The following is a 17,511-nucleotide window of genomic DNA, read 5'->3' on the forward strand; positions in this document are numbered from 1 at the left end:
CGCGCGCGGTCGTCCCGACAGGGCCACAGTGGGCGCCGGAGGGGGTGGTCCGATGGCCGAGGCCGTGCAGGAGACCGACCAGCAGCCCGCGCTGAAGCGGACGATCGGCCGGACCGTGCTGCTGCTGTTCGTGGTCGGCGACATCCTCGGTGCGGGCATCTACGCCCTGACCGGGACGGTCGCCGCGGAAGTGGGCGGGGCGATCTGGCTGCCGTTCCTGCTCGCGTTCGGGCTCGCGGCGCTGACCGCGACGGCGTACGCCGAGCTGGTGGCCCGGTACCCGCAGGCCGCCGGTGCGGCCCTCTACGCGAACCGCGCGTTCGAGCGGCCGTTCCTCACGTTCCTGGTGGCGTTCGCCGTGATGATGTCCGGCATCACCAGCGCGTCGGCGGCGGCGCGGGCGTTCGGCGGCGACTACCTCGCCGAGCTGCTGCCGTTCGGGGTGCCGGTGGTCGTCGCCGCGTGGGTGTTCCTCGGGCTCATCACGGTCGTCAACGTGCTCGGGGTGTCCGAGTCGGTGCGGGTCAACGTCGTCCTCACCCTGGTCGAGGCCAGCGGGCTGCTCGTCATCATCGGCATCGGCGCGTGGGCGCTGCTGCAGGGCGACGGCGACCCGGGACGCGCGCTGCAGCTCGAGACGCAGGGCCCGGCGTGGATGGGCGTCCTCGGCGGGACCGCGCTGGCGTTCTACGCGCTGCTCGGGTTCGAGGACTCGGTGAACCTCGCGGAGGAGGCCCGGCACCCGCGGCGCGACTTCCCGCGGGCGCTGTTCGGCGGGCTGCTCGTCGCCGGGCTGATCTACCTGGCGGTCGCGTTCACGTCGTCGATGCTGGTGGAGACGGACGTGCTCGCGGACTCGACCGGGCCGCTGCTCGAGGTGGTCAACGTCGCGGGGCTGGCGTTCCCGCCGTGGCTGTTCGCGCTGATCGCGCTGCTCGCGGTGATGAACACCGCGCTGATCAACATGATGATGGCGTCGCGGCTGGTCTACGGGATGTCGCGCGAGGGCATCGTCCCGGCGTTCCTCGGCCGGGTGCACGCCCGTCGCCGCACGCCGGTCACGGCGATCGCGTTCACCGTCGCGCTCGCGCTGACCCTGACCGCGACGGGGGACCTGGGCGACCTCGCCGACACCACCGTGCTGCTCCTGCTGCTGGTGTTCGCGGTGGTCAACGTCGCGGTCCTGGTCCTGCGCCGCCGACCGGTCGAGGACGACGAGGCCGAGCGGCCCGAGGGCGACGCGCGCCGGTCGTTCCGCGCGCCGACCTGGGCCCCGGTGCTCGGCGCCGTGGTGTCCCTGGTGCTCGCATCGCCGCTGACCGGGCGCGACCCGGGCGTGTACGCGCGGGCCGGCGTGCTGCTGGCGATCGGCGTCGTGCTGTACCTGGTGAACCGGGTCGCGCGCGGGCGTACGGTCCCGTCATGACGACGCGCAAGGTGCCCAAGGACGTGTACGAGGCCGAGCTGTTCCGCCTGCAGTCCGAGCTTGTGACGCTCCAGGAGTGGGTGCGCGCCACCGGGTCGCGGGTGGTCGTGGTGTTCGAGGGCCGCGACGCCGCCGGCAAGGGCGGCACGATCAAGCGGATCACCGAGTACCTCAGCCCCCGCGTCGCCCGGATCGCCGCGCTGCCCGCGCCCACGGACCGCGAGCGCACCCAGTGGTACTTCCAGCGGTACGTCGCGCACCTGCCCGCCGCCGGGGAGATCGTGCTGTTCGACCGGTCCTGGTACAACCGCGCCGGGGTCGAGAAGGTGATGGGGTTCTCGACGCCCGCCGAGCAGGAGCGGTTCCTCGACCAGGCGCCCGGCTTCGAGCAGATGCTCATCGACGACGGCATCCTGCTGCGCAAGTACTGGTTCTCGGTGTCCGACGAGGTCCAGCTCAAGCGGTTCCGCTCCCGGCTGGACGACCCGGTGCGGCGGTGGAAGCTGAGCCCGATGGACCTGGAGTCGATCGCCCGGTGGGAGGACTACTCCCGGGCGAAGGACGAGATGTTCGCGCACACCGACACCCCGGCGAGCCCGTGGTTCGTCGTGGAGTCCGACATCAAGCGGAACGCGCGGCTCAACATGATCGCGCACCTGCTGTCGACGATCCCGTACCGGCCCGTCCCGCACGAGCCCGTGCACCTGCCCGACCGGCCACCGGCCGCCGACGACTACCGGCGCCCGCCGCGCGAGCTGTTCACCTCCGTCCCGGACCACGCCGCCCAGCTGCTCGGCGACCCGGAGGCGGACGCCTGAGCGACGGGTCCGGGCACCGGGGGTACCGTCCTGGGCGATGACGACGACCTCCCCGCCCACGATCGCCCCCGACGACCCGCGCGCGCCCGACGTGCTGGCGCTGCTGACCCGGCACCTCGAGCTCATGCACGAGCAGAGCCCTCCGGAGGACGTGCACGCGCTCGACGTCGACGCGCTGACCGCGCCGCACATCACGTTCGTCAGCGCGCGCGACGCCGACGGGACGCTGCTGGGCGTCGGCGCGCTGGCGGAGATCGCGCCCGGGCAGGGCGAGCTGAAGTCGATGCACACCGCCGCGGCCGCCCGGCGCCGCGGGGTCGCCGGCTCGCTGCTCGCCCACCTGGTGGACCTGGCGGTCGACCGCGGGTACGCCCGGGTCAGCCTCGAGACCGGCCCGGAGGACGGGTTCGCGGCGGCCCGCGCGCTGTACGCGCGCGCCGGGTTCGTGGCGTGCGGGCCGTTCGCGGAGTACCTGCCGAGCCCGCACTCGACCTTCATGACGCTGGACCTGACGGCCCGGTGACGCGCGAGGACGCCCGGCGGCGACCGCGTCGGCTGGCGTCCCGACGCACCCCGACCTACCGTCAGGTCGGCCCTTCCTTCGAGACCCAGGAGATGACGTGGCTCAGGACGACCCCACGGGCCCGCGCCCGCAGACCGACAGCGGTCTGGAGTCGTCGCGACCCCCGCAGCGGTTCACGACGGTCCGCCGGTGGGAGCTGGACACGGTGACCGACCTGGCCCGGGTCCGCCGCGAGCTGCTGGCCGAGGTCACCGCACCGCACGCCACCCCGCAGCTGGAGCTCGGCCGCGTGCCGGAGAACATGGTCCTGGTGGCCTCCGAGCTCGCCACGAACGCCCTCGACCACGGCCTGCCCCCGACCGTCCTGTCCCTCGGGACGGACGGGCGGGACTACCTGCTCGACGTCTGCGACAGCGACCTCGAGTCGGTCCCGATGATCGCCGGCGAGCGCGCGGTCGGCGCGGGCGGGTTCGGCCTGCTGATCGCCCGCCGGCTGTCGCAGGACGTCGGCTGGTACACCGACGAGCAGACGAAGCACGTCTGGGCGGTCTTCCCCGCGCAGGGCCGGCCCGCCGGGACCTGACGACCCCGCCGGGGCCGGACGACCCCGGCGGGACCGGACGTCAGGCGCCGGTCCCGTCCTGCTCCTCGGGCGGGTCGGGCACGAGCAGCATGCCCGCGGACACCAGCCCCCAGACCACCGCGGCCCGGGTGTGCGGCCACGACCGACCCGCCGCGCGGCGCACCTCGCCGCGGCGGAAGATCCAGCGCTCCCCGGCGACGGTCATGGCGACGGACCCGGCGACCAGCGCGGCCGCGGTGGCACCGACGACGACGCGGGCGCGGGGGGACATGCCGTCCAGCGCGTCGCGCAGCCCGACCGGCTCCTCCGGCGGCTCGGCGGTGCTGGCCGCCCGTCGGGCCTCCTGCTCGCGGCGGACGCGCCGGGCCGAGGCGTCCGCCCGGGCCTTGCGCAGGTCCGGCACGGCGGCGGCGGCCACGACGGCGGCGCACCCGGCCTTGGCCCAGCCGCGCGCGGTGCGCGACCGGATCAGGTCGGGGGTGGCGTAGTAGGCGGTGGTAGCGGCCCCGGTCACCGCGGCGACGAGCACGCGGGAGGCCGGCGGGGTCGTCGGCATGACGGTCCCTCCTGGTCGGCTGGTGGGTCCGTGCCACGCTAGCCCGGCCCCCGGGCGCGGGCATCCGCCTCCGGGTGGAGGTCGTGCGCCGTCAGGCGGAACCGGTCAGCGGCAGGGCACGGACGGACCGGAACCGACGCGGCTGCCCGTCGACCGGGTCCGTGAACGCCACCTCGGCGGCCAGCAGCTGGAGCGGGTGCCGGAAGTCGTCGACCTCGACGTCCCGGACCTCGGGGTACAGCGGGTCGCCGACGATCGGGATGCCGAGCCCCAGCAGGTGCAGCCGGAGCTGGTGCGTGCGGCCCGTGCGGGGCGACAGCCGGTAGACCCCGAGCCCGTCGACCTCCTCGACCAGCTCGACCCGGGTCTCGGCGTTCACCGGCGCCCCCGGCACGACCTCCGCCTGCCACGAGCCCCGCTCCTTGCGGATGTGGTCCCGCACCACGACCGGCAGCTCCAGGTCCGGGCGCAGCGGCGCGAGCGCCCGGTAGGTCTTCTCGACCGCCCGCCGCTCGAACGCCGTCTGGTACGGCGCGCGCCAGCTGGCCTCGGTCGCGAGCAGCAGCAGGCCGGAGGTCACCCGGTCCAGGCGGTGCAGCGGCGACAGCTCGGGCAGGCCCAGCTCCTCACGCATCCGCACGACGACGCTCTGCCGCACGTGCCGCCCGCGCGGGATCGTCGACAGGAACGGCGGCTTGTCGACGACCACCAGGCGCTCGTCCCGGTGCACCACGTGGACCTCGCCGGGGACCTCCGGCTCCTCGCGGAGGTCGCGGTGGAAGAACACGAACAGGTGCGGCAGGTACGGGTCGTCCTCCCGGAGCGCGCGGCCGTCCTCCGCGACGAACCGCCCTGCCGCCAGCATCGCCGGCACGTCGACGTGCTCGGGCAGGCGATCCCGCAGCCACGCGCCCATCGTCGACCAGGCCACCGGGTGCGCGCGGTCGCGGTCCGGCGTCCGGACCCACGCGGCCCCCAGCCCGTGGCGCGGCGGGAGCGGGGAGCGGGGAGGCACCGGGCGATCGTACGGGCGCCCCCCCCCCCCCCCCCCCGCGGGCCCCACGGCCCCCCGGGGCGCCGCCCGCGGGCGGGGGGCCGCGGCGCCGGCGGGGCCGGCCGCGGGGGGCCGGGCGGGGGGCGGGGCCGGGGGGGTCCCGGGCGTGCCGCCGGGGGCCCCCCCCCCCCCCCCCCCCCCCGCCCCCGCCCCCCCCCCCCCCCGCGCCCCCTCCCCCGCGCCCCCCTCCCCCGCGCCCCCTCCTCCTGCCTCGCCGAGACAGGTCCGGCGTGCCGAGACAGGGCGCGCGGGGGCCCTGTCCCGGCGCGGAGGTCCTGTCTCGGCGACGCCGGCGCGCCCCGCCGGTAGTTGGCGATACCAGGTAGCAGGCGCTACCGTGGAGTCATGCCCCCACCCGTCCGCGACAGCCAGCTCCTCAAGGGCGTCCTGCCGATGCTCGTCCTCGCGGCGCTCACCGAGCAGGAGTCCTACGGCTACCAGCTCGTGAACCGCCTCCACGACGCCGGGCTCACCGACCTCACCACCGGGACGGTGTACCCGGTGCTCAACCGGCTCGAGCGCGACGGCCAGATCCGCTCGCGCCTCGTGCCGTCCACCTCCGGCCCGGCCCGCAAGTACTACCGACCGACCGACGACGGCGCCGACGAGCTGACCGCCGCCTCCGCCGCCTGGGACGCCCTCGACCGCACGGTCCGCACGGTGCTGTCCGCCGCCCGCACCCCCCACGACCCCGAGGAGACCCGATGACCTCCCTGCGCGACCGCCTGCACCGCGACCTCACGATCACCCGGTTCTCCTGGGCCGTGCAGGACCACCCGCAGTCCCGGCACCTCACCCGCGAGCTGCGCCGCGAGCTCGACACCACCGCCGCCGAGATCGGGATGGCCCGGGCGATCGCCGACCTCGGCAGCCCCCGCGCGCTCGCCGACGGCCACCTCGCCGAGCTCGACAGCCCGGCGCCGCGCTGGACGGCGGGCGCGGTCTGGGGCGGGATCGTCCTGGCGTTCGTGCTCTACACGCAACTGGCCTACGCGTTCGGCACCCTGGACGCGCTCGCCGGGCTCGCCGGGACCGACACCCTGACCGCGCACCGCGAGGTGCTCGGCGCCCGCATCACGTTCGAGGCCGGCCCCGACGGGCTGATGTCGACGCTGCGCCCGTCCTGGGGCTGGCTGCTGCTGCACGTGCTCGCGTTCGCCGTGCCGTTCCTGCTCGGCGCACGGGCCTGGCGGGTCCGGCCGGCGCGGCGGCGTCCCCGGGTCCGACCCGCGACCGGCGACGCTCGGGCCTGAGCACGACGCCGGGGACGGACCGGTCCCCCCGGAGGCTGACGCATCACGGACCTGGGCGTCCGTAGCGTCGGGACCCGTGAGCCGCCCCCGCACCCGACCCTCGTCCACCCGCGCCCGACGCCGGCGCCGCGCCTGGACCGCCGCCACCGCGGTGGTCCTGGTCGTGGCCGGCGCCGCCGTCTGGGGGGTCGGTCGCTACGGCCCGCGGTTCGGCGTGTACCTGCTGCCCCCCAGCCCGCAGCAGTACGCGGACGTCGCCCTCGACCTGATGTCCGGTGGGTACCGCGCGACCGGGCCCGCGTGGGACGCCGCCCGGCAGGCGGTCCGCACCGCGGCGGCCGACGCCGACGACTACGCCGACCTGCACGCCGCGCTCGCCGAGGCCGTGCAGGTCGCGGGCGGGCCGCACTCGGCGCTCCTCACCCCCGACGAGGCCGCCGCGTCGCAGTCCGCCGCCGACGAGGCACCCGGCCCGACCGTGACCACCACCGGCGACGTCACGACCGTCGTCGTGCCCGAGCTGGCCGGCGGCTCCCCGCAGACCCAGCAGCGCTACGCCGACACCCTCGCCGACGGGATCGCGGCCGCTGCCCCGGCGACCTGCGGCTGGGTGGTCGACCTGCGGGGGAACACCGGCGGCACGATGTACCCGATGCTGTCCGGCGTCTCCGCACTGCTGCCGGACGGCCCCGCCCTGTTCTTCAGCGACCGGCACGACCGGACGACCGCCCAGGTCACGATCCAGGACGACGGCGCCGGGCTGAACGGGCGGACGACGACCCGCGTCCGGCCGGACCCCGGCGTCTCCGGCTCCGTGGCGGTCCTCCAGGACGAGCGCACCGCCTCGAGCGGGGAGGTCGTGCTCACCGCGTTCCGCGGGCTCGACCACGTCGCGACGTTCGGGGCGCCCAGCGCGGGCTACACCTCCGCGAACACGCCCTACCGGCTGTACGACGGCGCCGAGCTCGTCGTGACCGAGAGCGTCTACGTCGACCGCGACGGCGTCGTCCTCGACGAGGTCCCGCTCCCGGCCGCCCACCCGACCGCCGGGCCCGACGCCGAGGCCGCCGGGCGCGCGTGGCTCGCGGAGCAGGGGTGCGCCGCGGGGTGACGGGTCAGCCCGCGGTGGTCCGCTCGCCCGGTCCGACCAGCCCGCCCTCGTAGGCGGCGACGACCAGCTGCACCCGGTCGCGGCACCCGAGCTTGCGCAGCGCCTCCGACACGTGCGACTTGACCGTGGCCTCGCCGACGAACAGCTCGCTCGCGATCTCCGCGTTGGACAGGCCGCGCGCGACCACCGCGACCACCTCCCGCTCGCGCGGGGTCAGCACCGCGAGCCGTGCGGCGGCCGCCGGGTCGCCCGGTCGCGCGGCGAAGTCCGCGACCAGGCGACGCGTGACCGTCGGACCCAGCAGCATCGACCCCTCGGCGACCAGCCGCACCGCCTCGACCAGCCGCGCGGCGGGCACGTCCTTCAGCAGGAACCCGGACGCCCCGGCACGCAGCGCGTCGTGCACGTGCTCGTCGAGGTCGAACGTCGTCAGGACCAGCACCCGGGTCGCGGGATGGTGCAGGGCGAGGTGGCGGGTGGCGGCGATGCCGTCCAGCACGGGCATCCGCACGTCCACGACCGCGACGTCCGGCGCGTGCTCCGCGACCAGGGCGACCAGCTCGCGGCCGTCTCCGGCCGCGCCCACCACGTCCAGGTCCGGAGCGGAGTCGAGGATCGCGGCGAAGCCCGCCCGCACCACCGCCTGGTCGTCCGCGACCACGACCCGCGTCACGCGTCGACCCCGTCGGGCAGGTCGACCCGGAGGACGAACCGGCCGGCCTCGACCCCGCTGGTCAGGGCGCCGCCGACGGCGTCGACCCGCTCCCGCATCCCGATCAGCCCGCGACCCGGCGGACCGGACGGGGTCACGCCCGCCCACGGGTTGCCCATCACGAAGCCGACCCTGCCGTGCGCGCGGGTCCGTGTCACGTCGACGGTCGCTCCGGGCGCGTGCCGTCGCGCGTTCGTCAGACCCTCCTGGAGCGCGCGGTAGAGCACGTACCCCTGCGCCGCGGCGATCCCGCCCCAGATGTCGTCGCCACCGGCGTCGCCGGTCGGGTCGGTGACCTCGACCCGCTGCCCCGCGCCGCGCGCCTCGGTGAGCAGCGCCCCCACGTCCGCGGCACCGGGCTGCGGTCGCCGCGCACCCCTGGCGTCGGTCCCGTCGTCGACCTCGGTGCGTCGCAGGACGCTGAGCGCGTGCCGCAGCTCGCCGATCGCCTGCCGGGCGTCCTCGGCGACCGCCGCCAGCACCTCGCGCGCGGCCGGGTCCAGGTCCGGGTGCTGGTAGGGCGCGCTCTCCGCGCGGACCGCGATCAGCGACACGTGGTGCGCGACGACGTCGTGCAGGTCCCGGGCCATGCGCGCCCGTTCCTGCGCCACGCTCGCCACCTCCAGGGCGTGCCGCTCCTGCGCCGCGGCCGCGCGCTGCACCCCGCCGGTGCGCCCGACCGCTCCCAGCGCCGCGACGGCGGCGAGCACGCCGGTGATCCACAGGACGTACAACCCCAGGACGAGGATCCGCCCTCCGGACGTCGACCCGGCGTCGACCAGACCGATCGGCAGCACCGCCCGCACCCCCGAGCCGCAGTACCAGGCGGCGACGGCGACCGAGGCGCCCCACGCCGGGAGCGCGGCCCGCCAGCTGCGGGCGGCCGCCACCGCCATCACCGCGATCAGCCCGAGCAGCCAGCCCCAGACGAACAGCCCTGTCCACGGCTCGCCGGCCAGCGGCAGGAGCCCTACACCCGTCGCGACCGCCGGGTGCCGGTGCGCGAGCACGACCGCACCGACGCAGGCCGCACCCGAGACCCACAGCAGGGGCAGTCCCTGCCCGGGCAGGCCCACGGGCAGCACCTCGGGCGGCGTGGCGAGCAGGAACAGACCCACGACGGCGGCAGCCAGGGCGGCGCCGAGCCAGCCGGGGGCACGGGTGCGCGCCGGCTCGGCGGCGGAGGCGGTCGTCATGTCCCGATCGTCGCGCGGGCACGACCGGCCGGGCCACCGCCGTGCGGCCGGTTCCCCCTCCGCCGGGGGGCGGACCCGTCAGCCGTCGGCCTCGACCTCCGCGACCTGGCCGTCCTCGACGTGCCACCGCCGGGTCAGCCGGACGCTGTCGAGCATCCGGCGGTCGTGGGTCACCAGCAGCACGGTCCCGTCGAACGCCTCGAGCGCCTGCTCCAGCTGCTCGATGGCCGGCAGGTCGAGGTGGTTCGTCGGCTCGTCGAGCACCAGCAGGTTGACCCCGCGGGCCTGGAGCAGCGCCAGCGCGGCCCGGGTGCGCTCGCCCGGCGACAGCGACGACGCCGGGCGGGCGACGTGGTGCCCGCCGAGCCCGAACTTCGCCAGCAGGGTCCGCACGTCCGCCGTCGTCCAGTCCGGCACGACGCGGGAGAACGCGTCGGCGAGCGGGGCGTCGCCCTCGAACGCCGCGCGCGCCTGGTCGACCTCCCCGACGAGCACGCCGGAGCCGAGGTCGACCCGGCCGTCGTCCGGCGCGAGCCGGCCCAGCAGCAGCCCGAGCAGCGTCGTCTTCCCGGCGCCGTTGGGTCCGGTGATCGCGACCCGGTCCTGCCAGTCCAGCTGCAGGTCGACGGGCCCGAGCACGAACGCGCCCCGACGGACCGTCGCCGCCCGGGCCGCCGCGACGACCGTCCCGGACCGGGGCGCCGCGGCGATGGTCATCTGCAGCTGCCACTCCTTGCGGGGCTCGTCGACGACGTCCAGGCGCTCGATCAGCCGCTCCGTCTGCCGGGCCTTCGCTGCCTGCTTCTCCGAGGAGTCCGCGCGGAACTTGCGGCCGATCTTGTCCTTGTCCGTCGACTTCCGCCGGGCGTTCTTCACGCCCTTGTCCATCCACGCGCGCTGCATCCGGGCACGCGCCGACAGCGCGTCGCGGCGGGCGGCGTAGTCCTCGTAGGCCTCCCGGGCCTGGCGGCGGGCGGTCGACCGCTCCTCCAGGTACGCGTCGTACGAGCCGCCGTACACCGCGACCCGCTGCAGGCTCCGGTCGATCTCCACGACCGAGGTCACCGTGCGGCTGAGGAACTCCCGGTCGTGGCTGACCACGACCACCGGGGCGTCCACCCGGTCGACGAACTCCTCGAGCCGCGCGAGCCCGTCGAGGTCGAGGTCGTTCGTCGGCTCGTCCAGCAGGTACAGGTCGTACCGGGACAGCAGCAGCGCCGCGAGCCCGACCCGGGCGGCCTGCCCGCCGGACAGCGCCGTCATCGGCAGGTCCAGGTCGACGTCCAGCCCGAGGTCCGCGAGCACGGACCCGGTCCGGGAGTCCAGGTCCCCGCCGCCCAGGCCCATCCACCGCTCCAGCGCGTCACCGAACGCGTCGTCCGCGCCCGGCTCGCCCGCGGCCATCCTGTCTGCCGCCGCGTCCATCGCCACCTGCGCGGGCCCGACACCGGTCCGCCGCTCCAGGTGCTCGCGCACCGACTCGTCCGCGCGCCGCTCGATCTCCTGCGCGAGGTACCCGAGCCGGGCGTCCTGCGGGGACACCGCGACCGACCCCGCGTCCGGCGCGCGGTGCCCCGCGAGGATCCGCAGCAGCGTGGACTTGCCGGCGCCGTTCGGGCCGACGAGCCCCACGACGTCCCCGGGGGCGACCACGAGGTCCACCCCCGCGAACAGCTCACGGTCGCCGAAGCCGGCCCCGACTCCCCTGGCCTGCACGGTGGCGCTCATGGGGCCATTGTCGCGGGTCACGGCACGCGCAGGATCCGCACCGGGTCACGACGGGCGGCGAGCACGGCGGACGGCACCGCGCCCACGACCCCGACCACGCCGCTGAGCACCACCACCCCCGCCGCGAACCCCCACGGCAGCACCCGCCCCGACGTCTGGAGCACCAGGAGCGTGCCGGCCGCCGTCCCTGCGACCGCACCGGCTGCCCCGGCCACGGCGCTCTGCAGCACGACGAGCGCGACGATCGCGCTGCGCGACGCCCCGAGCGCGCGCTGCCGACCCAGGTCGCGTCGGCGTCCGGCGACCCCGGCCGCGGTCGTCAGCGTCTCCGCGGTCAGCGGCTCGGAGACGAAGGACGTGTCGATCCCCTGCTCCACCAGGCACGCGTCCCGGTCCGCACCGGCGCGCTCGGCCTCTGCCTGGGACGCGAACGGCTCCGCGAACCCGGCCGACTCGTCCACCGTCAGCTGCCACCCCCGCCCGTCCATGCAGGCCTGGAGCCGGACGACGAACTGCTCGGCGCGCTGCGCCTGCTCCGCCATCCAACCCGGCTCGGACCACGACGCGTCCGGCGCCGGGGTCGTCGGGCTCGGTGCGCACCCGGCGACCACGAGGGCGACCAGCGCCGGCGCGGCGAGGTGGTGTCTCACGTCGGATCCTCTCGGTGCGCGGTCCCCCGGGCGTTCGAGGGCGCAGCACAGTCCTAGCCCGTCGAGGACCACTCACCCGGGGCGCGCACCCGCCGCCCCGGACCTGGGTAGGTGGTGACCCGCCCCGTCAGCCGACGGCGTCCAGCGCCGCGAGGAACGCCAGCACCCGCTGCGTCGCGACCGCCGCGGCGGCGGGCTCGTGGTCCGGGTGCCCGGGCTCGGCGAAGAGGTGCCCGGTCGCCGGGTACACGAACAGCTCGGCACCGGGGACGTCCGTGCTGAACTCCTGCTCGGCGTCGACCTCGCGCCACGGGTCGCCGTCGGCGACGTGCGCCTGCGCCGGCACGCCCGGGGGCCAGGTCGCGCCCCACCACGACGGCGCGACGGCACCGGAGAGGAAGAAGGCCCCGCGCGCGCCGGGTCGTGCGAGCACCTGCTCGGCGGCCCGGGCCGCACCGAACGACACCCCGCCGTAGACGACGTCGACGGGCAGGTCCTCGACCGCCTCGGCCGCGCGCCGCGCGAACACCGCCTCGCCGAGCGCCTCGACGTGCGCCACCCCGTCGGCGACGTCGGCGAACGTCGCCCCGTCGAACAGGTCCGGCGTGTGCACCGTGCGGCCGGTGACCCGCAGCAGGTCGGCGAACGCGTGCACGTCCGGGGTGAGCCCGCCGGAGTGGTGGAACAGGACGACGTCGACCATCCGCCGAGGCTACGCGGGGCGCTCGCAGCCGGCCCGCCGCAGCGCGCTCACGGGGTGACCGGCCCGCCCGTCCACGCGTCACCGTCCCGCGTGAGCAGCACCCGCTCCTGCGGGTCGGCGGAGACGTCGAGCCGGTCGACGGCGTCGACGCGCACCTCGACCCAGGCGAACCGGTCGAACCAGGCGTCGTCGGGTTCATCGACGCGCGCGGCCGTCGTTGTCGCGTCCGGCGCGAGCGGCGTGCCAGGGGGCGTCGGGGACGCGTACGCGCGGCGGGTGTGCGCGCCGAACCCGGCCCACCGGCGGCGCCGCTCCTCGGGATCGGTCGCGACCGTGGCCCGTCCCGCCAGCCGCAGCTGCACGCCGGTGGCGTCGTCGTAGACCGTCACCGCGACCCGCGGCTCCACCCGCAGCTCGTGCACCTTCGCGGAGCGGACGTCCGTGGCGAACGCGACCGTGCCCCGGTCCGGGTCGCACGCCCGCAGGATCACCGACCGCACCTGCGGGGCGCCGGTCGGGTCGACCGTGGCGAGGGCCGCGAGGGTCGAGCCGGTGCGGCGGGAGGTCGCCTCCGTCAGGGTCCGCCACGTGGCCGCGAGCGTCGCGGGCACGCCGGGACCGGTCGACTGCGCGGTCGTCATGCGTCCAGCATGCCCGGGTGCGCCACGTGCCGCGTCCTCGGGAGCGGCAGCTCAGCCGATGACGTCTGCGGCATCCAGGGCCGCTCGCGCTCGCCCGTCGATCACCTCCGCCACCGGTCCCGTGTCGATCCCGGCCGCCGTGACCTCGCCCAGCGCGTCGCGCACACGCGCGGCGACTCCTGCGACGACCCGGCTCACGACGGTGCGGTCGACGCCCCAGGTCGTCGCCTCCCGCACGAGATGGCCTGCGGACAGGTACCGGAGCCGGCTCGTGCCGTCGACGCTGTGCCCGAAGTTCTGGTAGATCGCGTTGAGCAGGTAGACGGGGGCGACGTCGTAGAGCGGGGTCAGCGAGAACGTCGCGGTCTCGTCGATGCCGAGGGAGTAGTTCTTGGAGTGGGCGTCGCCGTTGCCGACCACGAGGTTGAACGCCACCTGTGCGACCAGGTCCGCGACGAACGCGGTCGGGTCGAGGGCCTCGGAGCCGGCCGCGCGCGCGACCGCCCGCAACCGACCGTCCCGGGTGCCGGACTCGTACTTGTCCCGCGAGGCGATCCCCAGGGCCTGCGTGAAGTCCTCCTGGTGTGTCCGACGGCCCTCCATGCGGTCGAATCGCTCCACGACCAGCGCCAGCCGCCCGTCGAAGTCCGCGAGCTCGGTGCGCGCCGCGGGGAGCCCGGCCGCCCGAGCCAGACGGAGTGCCCAGTCCTCCCACCGGATCAGGTCGGCCGGGCCGACGTCCGTCACCGGCTCGGGTTTGATGATGTGCGTCGACGCCGCGCCGTCGGCCGGCCAGGCCCAGCCGTCCTGGGTGCGGGTGAGCAGCACCTTCGACTGGATGCCGCCGAGGGACGCGCTGACGACCTCGCCCTCCGGGGGGTCGAGGGTCGGCAGGTTCGACACGATGCGGTCGACGTCGGCTCCGTCGAGCGGCACGAGGCGGCCGCCCGTGGGCGAGTCCTCCTCGCCGGTCAGCTGGATCGCGCCGGCGCACTCGCGCCCGATCCGGGCGAGCAGCCCGAAGGTGTCGCCCGGTCGGATCCCGTGCTCACGTTCGAGTGAGCCGCGCACACCACCCTCCGGCAGCAGGTTGTCGAGGAACCGCTCGAGGTGGTCGCCCTGGACGCGCTTGTCGGTCAACGGCAGGGACAGCGAGAGCGGACGCGCACCGATGCCGTAGGTGTCCAGGGCCGCGGCGTCGTAGCGCAGCCGCAGCCTGCCGTTGCGCAGCTGCTCGAGCTCCGCGAGGTGCTCCCCACGCAGCCACACGTGCAGCAGCTGGTTCACGAGGTCACGGTGATCGTCGACCCGCGGGGCACGACCACCAGCTCGTAGCCGCACGCGGCCAGGGCGTCCAGGAGCGTGTCGGTGGTCGCCGGGTTGCCCCGCTCCATGCGGGAGACGGTCGGGCGCGACGAGCCGATGGTGGCTGCGAGGTCGCCCTGGGTGTAGCCCTTGCTGGCGCGGGCGCCCCGGAGCGCCGCCGCGAGGGCGGGGAGCGAGCGAGCGCGGTAGAACCGTCGCGTCACATCTGATTCAAGCGGCATCGTGAGCACCGTTGCATCGTATCTGATTCAGATTCTCGCTGGAGGGCCGATGAATCACTCATGATTCGATCACCCCCTGGAGCGCACACCGCCTCACGCGTCGCGCGCCGCCCACTACGTTGCGTCCGTGACCACGACGCCCCCGAACTGGTACCCCGACCCGCACAACCCGGCCGTGGTCCGCTGGTGGGACGGGCAGCGATGGACCGAGCACCTCCGCCCGGTCCAGGAGCAGGCGACCGCACCCGCCGCGGCACCCGGTGCCGTGCCGCCGGTCCCCTCGCAGACGCTCCACCCCGAGCGGGCCGCGCCCGACGTCGAGTCGGGACCGCGCAAGATCGGGCTGTTCGGAGCGCGCTCCGCGGCGAAGGACCTCGCCCGCGAGAACGACGAGCTGCGCCGCACGTTGCAGCAGACCGGTGCACTCGACCTCGCACAGATCCACCTGCAGGCCACCGCCGCCCGCGACGAGCTGGACGCCGTCGCCGCGCAGGTCGCGGCAGCACGCCAGGAGCTCGCAGCGTTGCGGGCGCAGAGCATCGACGTCCGCAACGGGCTCGACGTCACCGAGTTCGGGCTGTACGACTTCCCGCACCCGGCCGAGGACTCCGCGCACCTCGCGGCCGAGCTGTCCGCGGTCCGCGTGCAGATCAAGAACTGCCTGACCGCGAAGCGTGCGACGACCGCCGCGCCGAACTTCATGTTCAACAGCTCGGCCGCCAAGGGCCGGGCGTTCGTCAACGACATGTCGAAGATGCTGCTCGCGGCGTACAACGCCGAGGCGGAGAACGCCATCAAGACCGCACGTGCCGGCGGGCTGTCCACGGCGCAGGCACGTCTGGAGAAGTCCGCCGAGCGGGTCGCGAAGAACGGCAGGATGATCGCCCTGGCGATCACCGGCGAGTACCACCGGCTGCGAATGCGTGAGCTCGAGCTCGCCGTCCGGCACCTCGCCGCGGTCCAGGCGGTGAAGGAAGCCGAGCGCGCCCACCGGGAGGAGCTGCGTGAGGCGAAGCGCGCCGAGGACGAGCTGCGGCGCGAACGCGAGAAGCTGGACAAGGAACGCGACCACTACGCCAACGCCCTCGCCGCGCTCGAGGCGCGAGGTGATGAGCAGGGGGCTGCGGAGCTGCGTGCGAAGCTCGCCGAGATCGACCGCTCCATCGCCGACGTCGACTACCGGGCCGCGAACGTCCGCGCGGGCTACGTCTACGTGATCTCGAACCAGGGGTCCATGGGCGAGCACGTCGTCAAGATCGGCATGACCCGCCGCCTGGACCCGATGGACCGGGTGAAGGAGCTGTCGGACGCGTCCGTCCCGTTCAACTTCGACGTGCACGCCCTGTTCTTCTCGGAGGACGCGTACGGCATCGAGGCGATGCTGCACCGACACTTCGCCGACCAGCGGGTCAACCGGATCAACCTGCGTCGCGAGTTCTTCTACGCGACTCCCGGTCAGGTCCTCGACGCGCTCCGCGAGCACAAGATCGCCGTCATCGAGTACCGCACGGACGCCGACGCCCCGGAGTTCCGAGCCTCGCAGGCCCTGCGCGGACAGACTCCGGCCCCCCCAGCGCCGTCCGAGGTACCGGCCCGGGCCAGAACCGGCCCCTGACGGGCTACACCACTGCCAGCAGCCTGGATTTTCTGGAGCGGTACCTGCGGGTTCGCTGTCGTCTGGAACGGCTGCCGCTCGTTCTTCTGGAATGAGTGCCCGGGTGTCTCCCCTCGCTCGGGATCGACTCGCATCGCCGATCGCGGAAGCCAGCGCGAACCGCCCGTCCTCGCCCCGTGACGCTCGCGCTCGGGCCCCGCCACCCGATGACGGAGTCAGGGACGGCGTGTACCTCAGAGCGGGATCTCTGGTCGCCTACGCCAACGCCTCGGTGGTGGTCAACTCGCACGTTCACACGTCGTCATGGGTGCCAGGCAGCTAACGTCGGGCCGTGACGACAGTGGCGGGAGTAGACCAGACCAGCTGGTTCGACTGGTTGACCCTTGTCGTGACGGTTCTGGCAGCGGCCGTTCCGGCCTGGATCGCGATCGGGTTGTGGCGCGCCGACCGAGCGGAGTCTGCTCGGGAGCGCCGGTCGTCCGCGACGCGTGAGTTTACGCACCTGCTCGCCATCGGTGACCGGGTGCTGCTCAGGTTCAGGGACGTCAGCTACTTCGCGGACGCGATGGGCCCAGGCGCGCAGGCGCTCTTGCTGCTGGTCTACCGGTACATGGACTGGGACTTCGAGGAGGAGAACGACGGCGAGCCGGTGACGACGACCGGTGAGCCTCGGCTCGATCTGTCGATCGAGGTAAGCCACACGATCGCTCGCTGGAACAGCGACCCGGCGTTCCGCGCCGACCTGACCGAGGTCGCCCTCGCGAACGGGGAGGTCTTTCCGGCTGCGGAGGACAACCGGATCATCTCGCCCACGACGCGCCGCCGCGCACAGGACCAGATCCTGCGCGACGCTCGGTCGTTCCGCCCGTGGCTGGCCGGGACGCGCATGTCGCCCGCTCGGATCCGATGGGGCAGGCTCGTCAACACTATGACCTTCTGGCGCACCACCCCAGAGGACCCGTCCAACCCACTGGCGGCCAGGACCTACCTTGAGGAGAACGACATCGCCGGGGACCCGTGGCTGCGGGCACGAACGACCGCCGACCTCGAGGACGACGACGCCCTGCGCGAGTAGCCAGCGTGGGCCTGCTCCTACACACAGGCTCCGCCGCGTGCTGTAGGCGTGCGCACCTACGGGTCGGCACGGGCCGAGCAAGAGAGTTGTCCGGCACAGACCGAGAACGCTTGTGCTTTCGAGGGAGCCGCCGCGTAGGCGCGAGGAAGCGCTCGCCGCTGCTCGGGGACCGGGCTACGTGCTCCAGTGCTGTTTGGGCCGTCGCACGACTGCTGGGTGCCAGAGTCCTGCGCCTCCCGGGGGTCGACCAGCACCGAGAGGAGAAGGCCGCCCGCGGGACGGTCGTACTCGAGAGTCGGCACATCGAGCGCGTTCCGCGT

General features: G+C 75.0%; 19 protein-coding genes. 9 read left to right on the plus strand and 10 right to left on the minus strand.

The features are described 5' to 3' along the window. The first annotated feature begins 52 nt into the window (after nt 1-52). The 4 genes from ACFVXN_RS15245 (at nt 53) to ACFVXN_RS15260 (ending at nt 3,350) form a co-directional block, all read left to right on the plus strand. Nucleotides 53-1,426, plus strand: coding sequence for an APC family permease (locus tag ACFVXN_RS15245; RefSeq protein WP_389234185.1), 1,374 nt, complete (start codon nt 53-55; stop codon nt 1,424-1,426). Beyond that, a complete protein-coding gene (ppk2, locus tag ACFVXN_RS15250; protein WP_389234188.1) occupies nt 1,423-2,244 on the plus strand; it encodes a polyphosphate kinase 2 in 822 nt (273 codons plus the stop codon). Before ACFVXN_RS15245 ends, ppk2 begins: the two co-directional genes overlap by 4 nt. A gap of 37 nt (nt 2,245-2,281) precedes the next feature. Next, complete coding sequence (locus tag ACFVXN_RS15255) at nt 2,282-2,767, plus strand: GNAT family N-acetyltransferase (RefSeq protein ID WP_389234191.1); 486 nt, start codon at nt 2,282-2,284, stop codon at nt 2,765-2,767. A 97-nt stretch (nt 2,768-2,864) separates the two neighbouring features. Continuing rightward, nucleotides 2,865-3,350 carry an ATP-binding protein gene (locus tag ACFVXN_RS15260; protein ID WP_389234194.1) on the plus strand — a complete coding sequence of 162 codons (486 nt, stop codon included), beginning with the start codon at nt 2,865-2,867 and terminating at the stop codon, nt 3,348-3,350. A 40-nt stretch (nt 3,351-3,390) separates the two neighbouring features. Here the strand turns inward: ACFVXN_RS15260 and ACFVXN_RS15265 are convergent, their stop codons facing one another. Further along, nucleotides 3,391-3,906: a hypothetical protein gene (locus tag ACFVXN_RS15265; protein ID WP_389234197.1), complete on the minus strand. Its 516-nt coding sequence runs from the start codon at nt 3,904-3,906 to the stop codon at nt 3,391-3,393. Between the two features lie 91 nt (nt 3,907-3,997). Then, nucleotides 3,998-4,921, minus strand: a complete 924-nt coding sequence (locus tag ACFVXN_RS15270; protein ID WP_389234199.1) for a pseudouridine synthase — start codon at nt 4,919-4,921, stop codon at nt 3,998-4,000. Nucleotides 4,922-5,305: 384 nt separating this feature from the next. Between ACFVXN_RS15270 and ACFVXN_RS15275 the strand changes: the two genes are divergently transcribed. From ACFVXN_RS15275 to ACFVXN_RS15285, 3 genes are all read left to right on the plus strand, one after another. Further along, a complete protein-coding gene (locus ACFVXN_RS15275) occupies nt 5,306-5,668 on the plus strand; it encodes a PadR family transcriptional regulator (RefSeq protein ID WP_389234202.1) in 363 nt (120 codons plus the stop codon). Continuing rightward, nucleotides 5,665-6,213: a hypothetical protein gene (locus ACFVXN_RS15280; RefSeq protein ID WP_389234205.1), complete on the plus strand. Its 549-nt coding sequence runs from the start codon at nt 5,665-5,667 to the stop codon at nt 6,211-6,213. The genes ACFVXN_RS15275 and ACFVXN_RS15280 overlap by 4 nt, the downstream gene beginning before the upstream one ends. Before the next feature lie 76 nt (nt 6,214-6,289). After that, entirely contained in the window at nt 6,290-7,324 is a 1,035-nt protein-coding gene (locus tag ACFVXN_RS15285; RefSeq protein WP_389234208.1) for a S41 family peptidase, read from the plus strand. A gap of 4 nt (nt 7,325-7,328) precedes the next feature. On the opposite strand, the gene ACFVXN_RS15290 is transcribed toward ACFVXN_RS15285, so the two are convergent. From ACFVXN_RS15290 to ACFVXN_RS15325, 8 genes are all read right to left on the minus strand, one after another. Further along, nucleotides 7,329-7,997 (minus strand): response regulator, encoded by a 669-nt coding sequence (locus ACFVXN_RS15290; protein WP_389234211.1) that lies wholly within the window; start codon nt 7,995-7,997, stop codon nt 7,329-7,331. Continuing rightward, a complete protein-coding gene (locus ACFVXN_RS15295) occupies nt 7,994-9,232 on the minus strand; it encodes a sensor histidine kinase (protein WP_389234214.1) in 1,239 nt (412 codons plus the stop codon). The genes ACFVXN_RS15290 and ACFVXN_RS15295 overlap by 4 nt, the downstream gene beginning before the upstream one ends. 78 nt (nt 9,233-9,310) lie before the next feature. After that, nucleotides 9,311-10,960, minus strand: coding sequence for an ABC-F family ATP-binding cassette domain-containing protein (locus ACFVXN_RS15300; protein ID WP_389234217.1), 1,650 nt, complete (start codon nt 10,958-10,960; stop codon nt 9,311-9,313). Between the two features lie 17 nt (nt 10,961-10,977). Beyond that, complete coding sequence (locus ACFVXN_RS15305; protein WP_389234220.1) at nt 10,978-11,610, minus strand: FtsX-like permease family protein; 633 nt, start codon at nt 11,608-11,610, stop codon at nt 10,978-10,980. A gap of 127 nt (nt 11,611-11,737) precedes the next feature. Further along, nucleotides 11,738-12,313 (minus strand): dienelactone hydrolase family protein, encoded by a 576-nt coding sequence (locus ACFVXN_RS15310; protein WP_389234223.1) that lies wholly within the window; start codon nt 12,311-12,313, stop codon nt 11,738-11,740. A gap of 47 nt (nt 12,314-12,360) precedes the next feature. Further along, nucleotides 12,361-12,954 (minus strand): pyridoxamine 5'-phosphate oxidase family protein, encoded by a 594-nt coding sequence (locus ACFVXN_RS15315; RefSeq protein WP_389234226.1) that lies wholly within the window; start codon nt 12,952-12,954, stop codon nt 12,361-12,363. 51 nt (nt 12,955-13,005) lie between these two features. Further along, nucleotides 13,006-14,241, minus strand: coding sequence for a type II toxin-antitoxin system HipA family toxin (locus ACFVXN_RS15320; RefSeq protein WP_389234229.1), 1,236 nt, complete (start codon nt 14,239-14,241; stop codon nt 13,006-13,008). Next, nucleotides 14,238-14,501, minus strand: coding sequence for a helix-turn-helix domain-containing protein (locus tag ACFVXN_RS15325; RefSeq protein ID WP_389234843.1), 264 nt, complete (start codon nt 14,499-14,501; stop codon nt 14,238-14,240). The genes ACFVXN_RS15320 and ACFVXN_RS15325 overlap by 4 nt, the downstream gene beginning before the upstream one ends. 127 nt (nt 14,502-14,628) lie before the next feature. On the opposite strand from ACFVXN_RS15325, the gene ACFVXN_RS15330 reads away from it, so the two are divergent. After that, the gene (locus ACFVXN_RS15330) at nt 14,629-16,116 is read left to right on the plus strand and encodes a DUF4041 domain-containing protein (RefSeq protein WP_389234232.1); all 1,488 of its coding nucleotides are present in this window, start codon (nt 14,629-14,631) and stop codon (nt 16,114-16,116) included. A 331-nt stretch (nt 16,117-16,447) separates the two neighbouring features. Further along, nucleotides 16,448-17,191 (plus strand): hypothetical protein, encoded by a 744-nt coding sequence (locus tag ACFVXN_RS15335; RefSeq protein ID WP_389234235.1) that lies wholly within the window; start codon nt 16,448-16,450, stop codon nt 17,189-17,191. Nucleotides 17,192-17,511: the final 320 nt, after the last annotated feature.

The organism is Cellulomonas sp. NPDC058312, assembly GCF_042880135.1.
Lineage (GTDB): Bacteria > Actinomycetota > Actinomycetes > Actinomycetales > Cellulomonadaceae > Cellulomonas.

Excerpts from the sequence above, each read along its gene's own strand:
- ACFVXN_RS15245 (WP_389234185.1), top strand. The coding sequence starts at position 53 with ATGGCCGAGGCCGTGCAGGAGACCGACCAGCAGCCCGCGCTGAAGCGG.
- ppk2 (WP_389234188.1), top strand. The coding sequence starts at position 1,423 with ATGACGACGCGCAAGGTGCCCAAGGACGTGTACGAGGCCGAGCTGTTC.
- ACFVXN_RS15255 (WP_389234191.1), top strand. The coding sequence starts at position 2,282 with ATGACGACGACCTCCCCGCCCACGATCGCCCCCGACGACCCGCGCGCG.
- ACFVXN_RS15265 (WP_389234197.1), bottom strand. The coding sequence starts at position 3,906 with ATGCCGACGACCCCGCCGGCCTCCCGCGTGCTCGTCGCCGCGGTGACC.
- ACFVXN_RS15275 (WP_389234202.1), top strand. The coding sequence starts at position 5,306 with ATGCCCCCACCCGTCCGCGACAGCCAGCTCCTCAAGGGCGTCCTGCCG.
- ACFVXN_RS15280 (WP_389234205.1), top strand. The coding sequence starts at position 5,665 with ATGACCTCCCTGCGCGACCGCCTGCACCGCGACCTCACGATCACCCGG.
- ACFVXN_RS15295 (WP_389234214.1), bottom strand. The coding sequence starts at position 9,232 with ATGACGACCGCCTCCGCCGCCGAGCCGGCGCGCACCCGTGCCCCCGGC.
- ACFVXN_RS15300 (WP_389234217.1), bottom strand. The coding sequence starts at position 10,960 with ATGAGCGCCACCGTGCAGGCCAGGGGAGTCGGGGCCGGCTTCGGCGAC.
- ACFVXN_RS15310 (WP_389234223.1), bottom strand. The coding sequence starts at position 12,313 with ATGGTCGACGTCGTCCTGTTCCACCACTCCGGCGGGCTCACCCCGGAC.
- ACFVXN_RS15315 (WP_389234226.1), bottom strand. The coding sequence starts at position 12,954 with ATGACGACCGCGCAGTCGACCGGTCCCGGCGTGCCCGCGACGCTCGCG.
- ACFVXN_RS15325 (WP_389234843.1), bottom strand. The coding sequence starts at position 14,501 with ATGCCGCTTGAATCAGATGTGACGCGACGGTTCTACCGCGCTCGCTCG.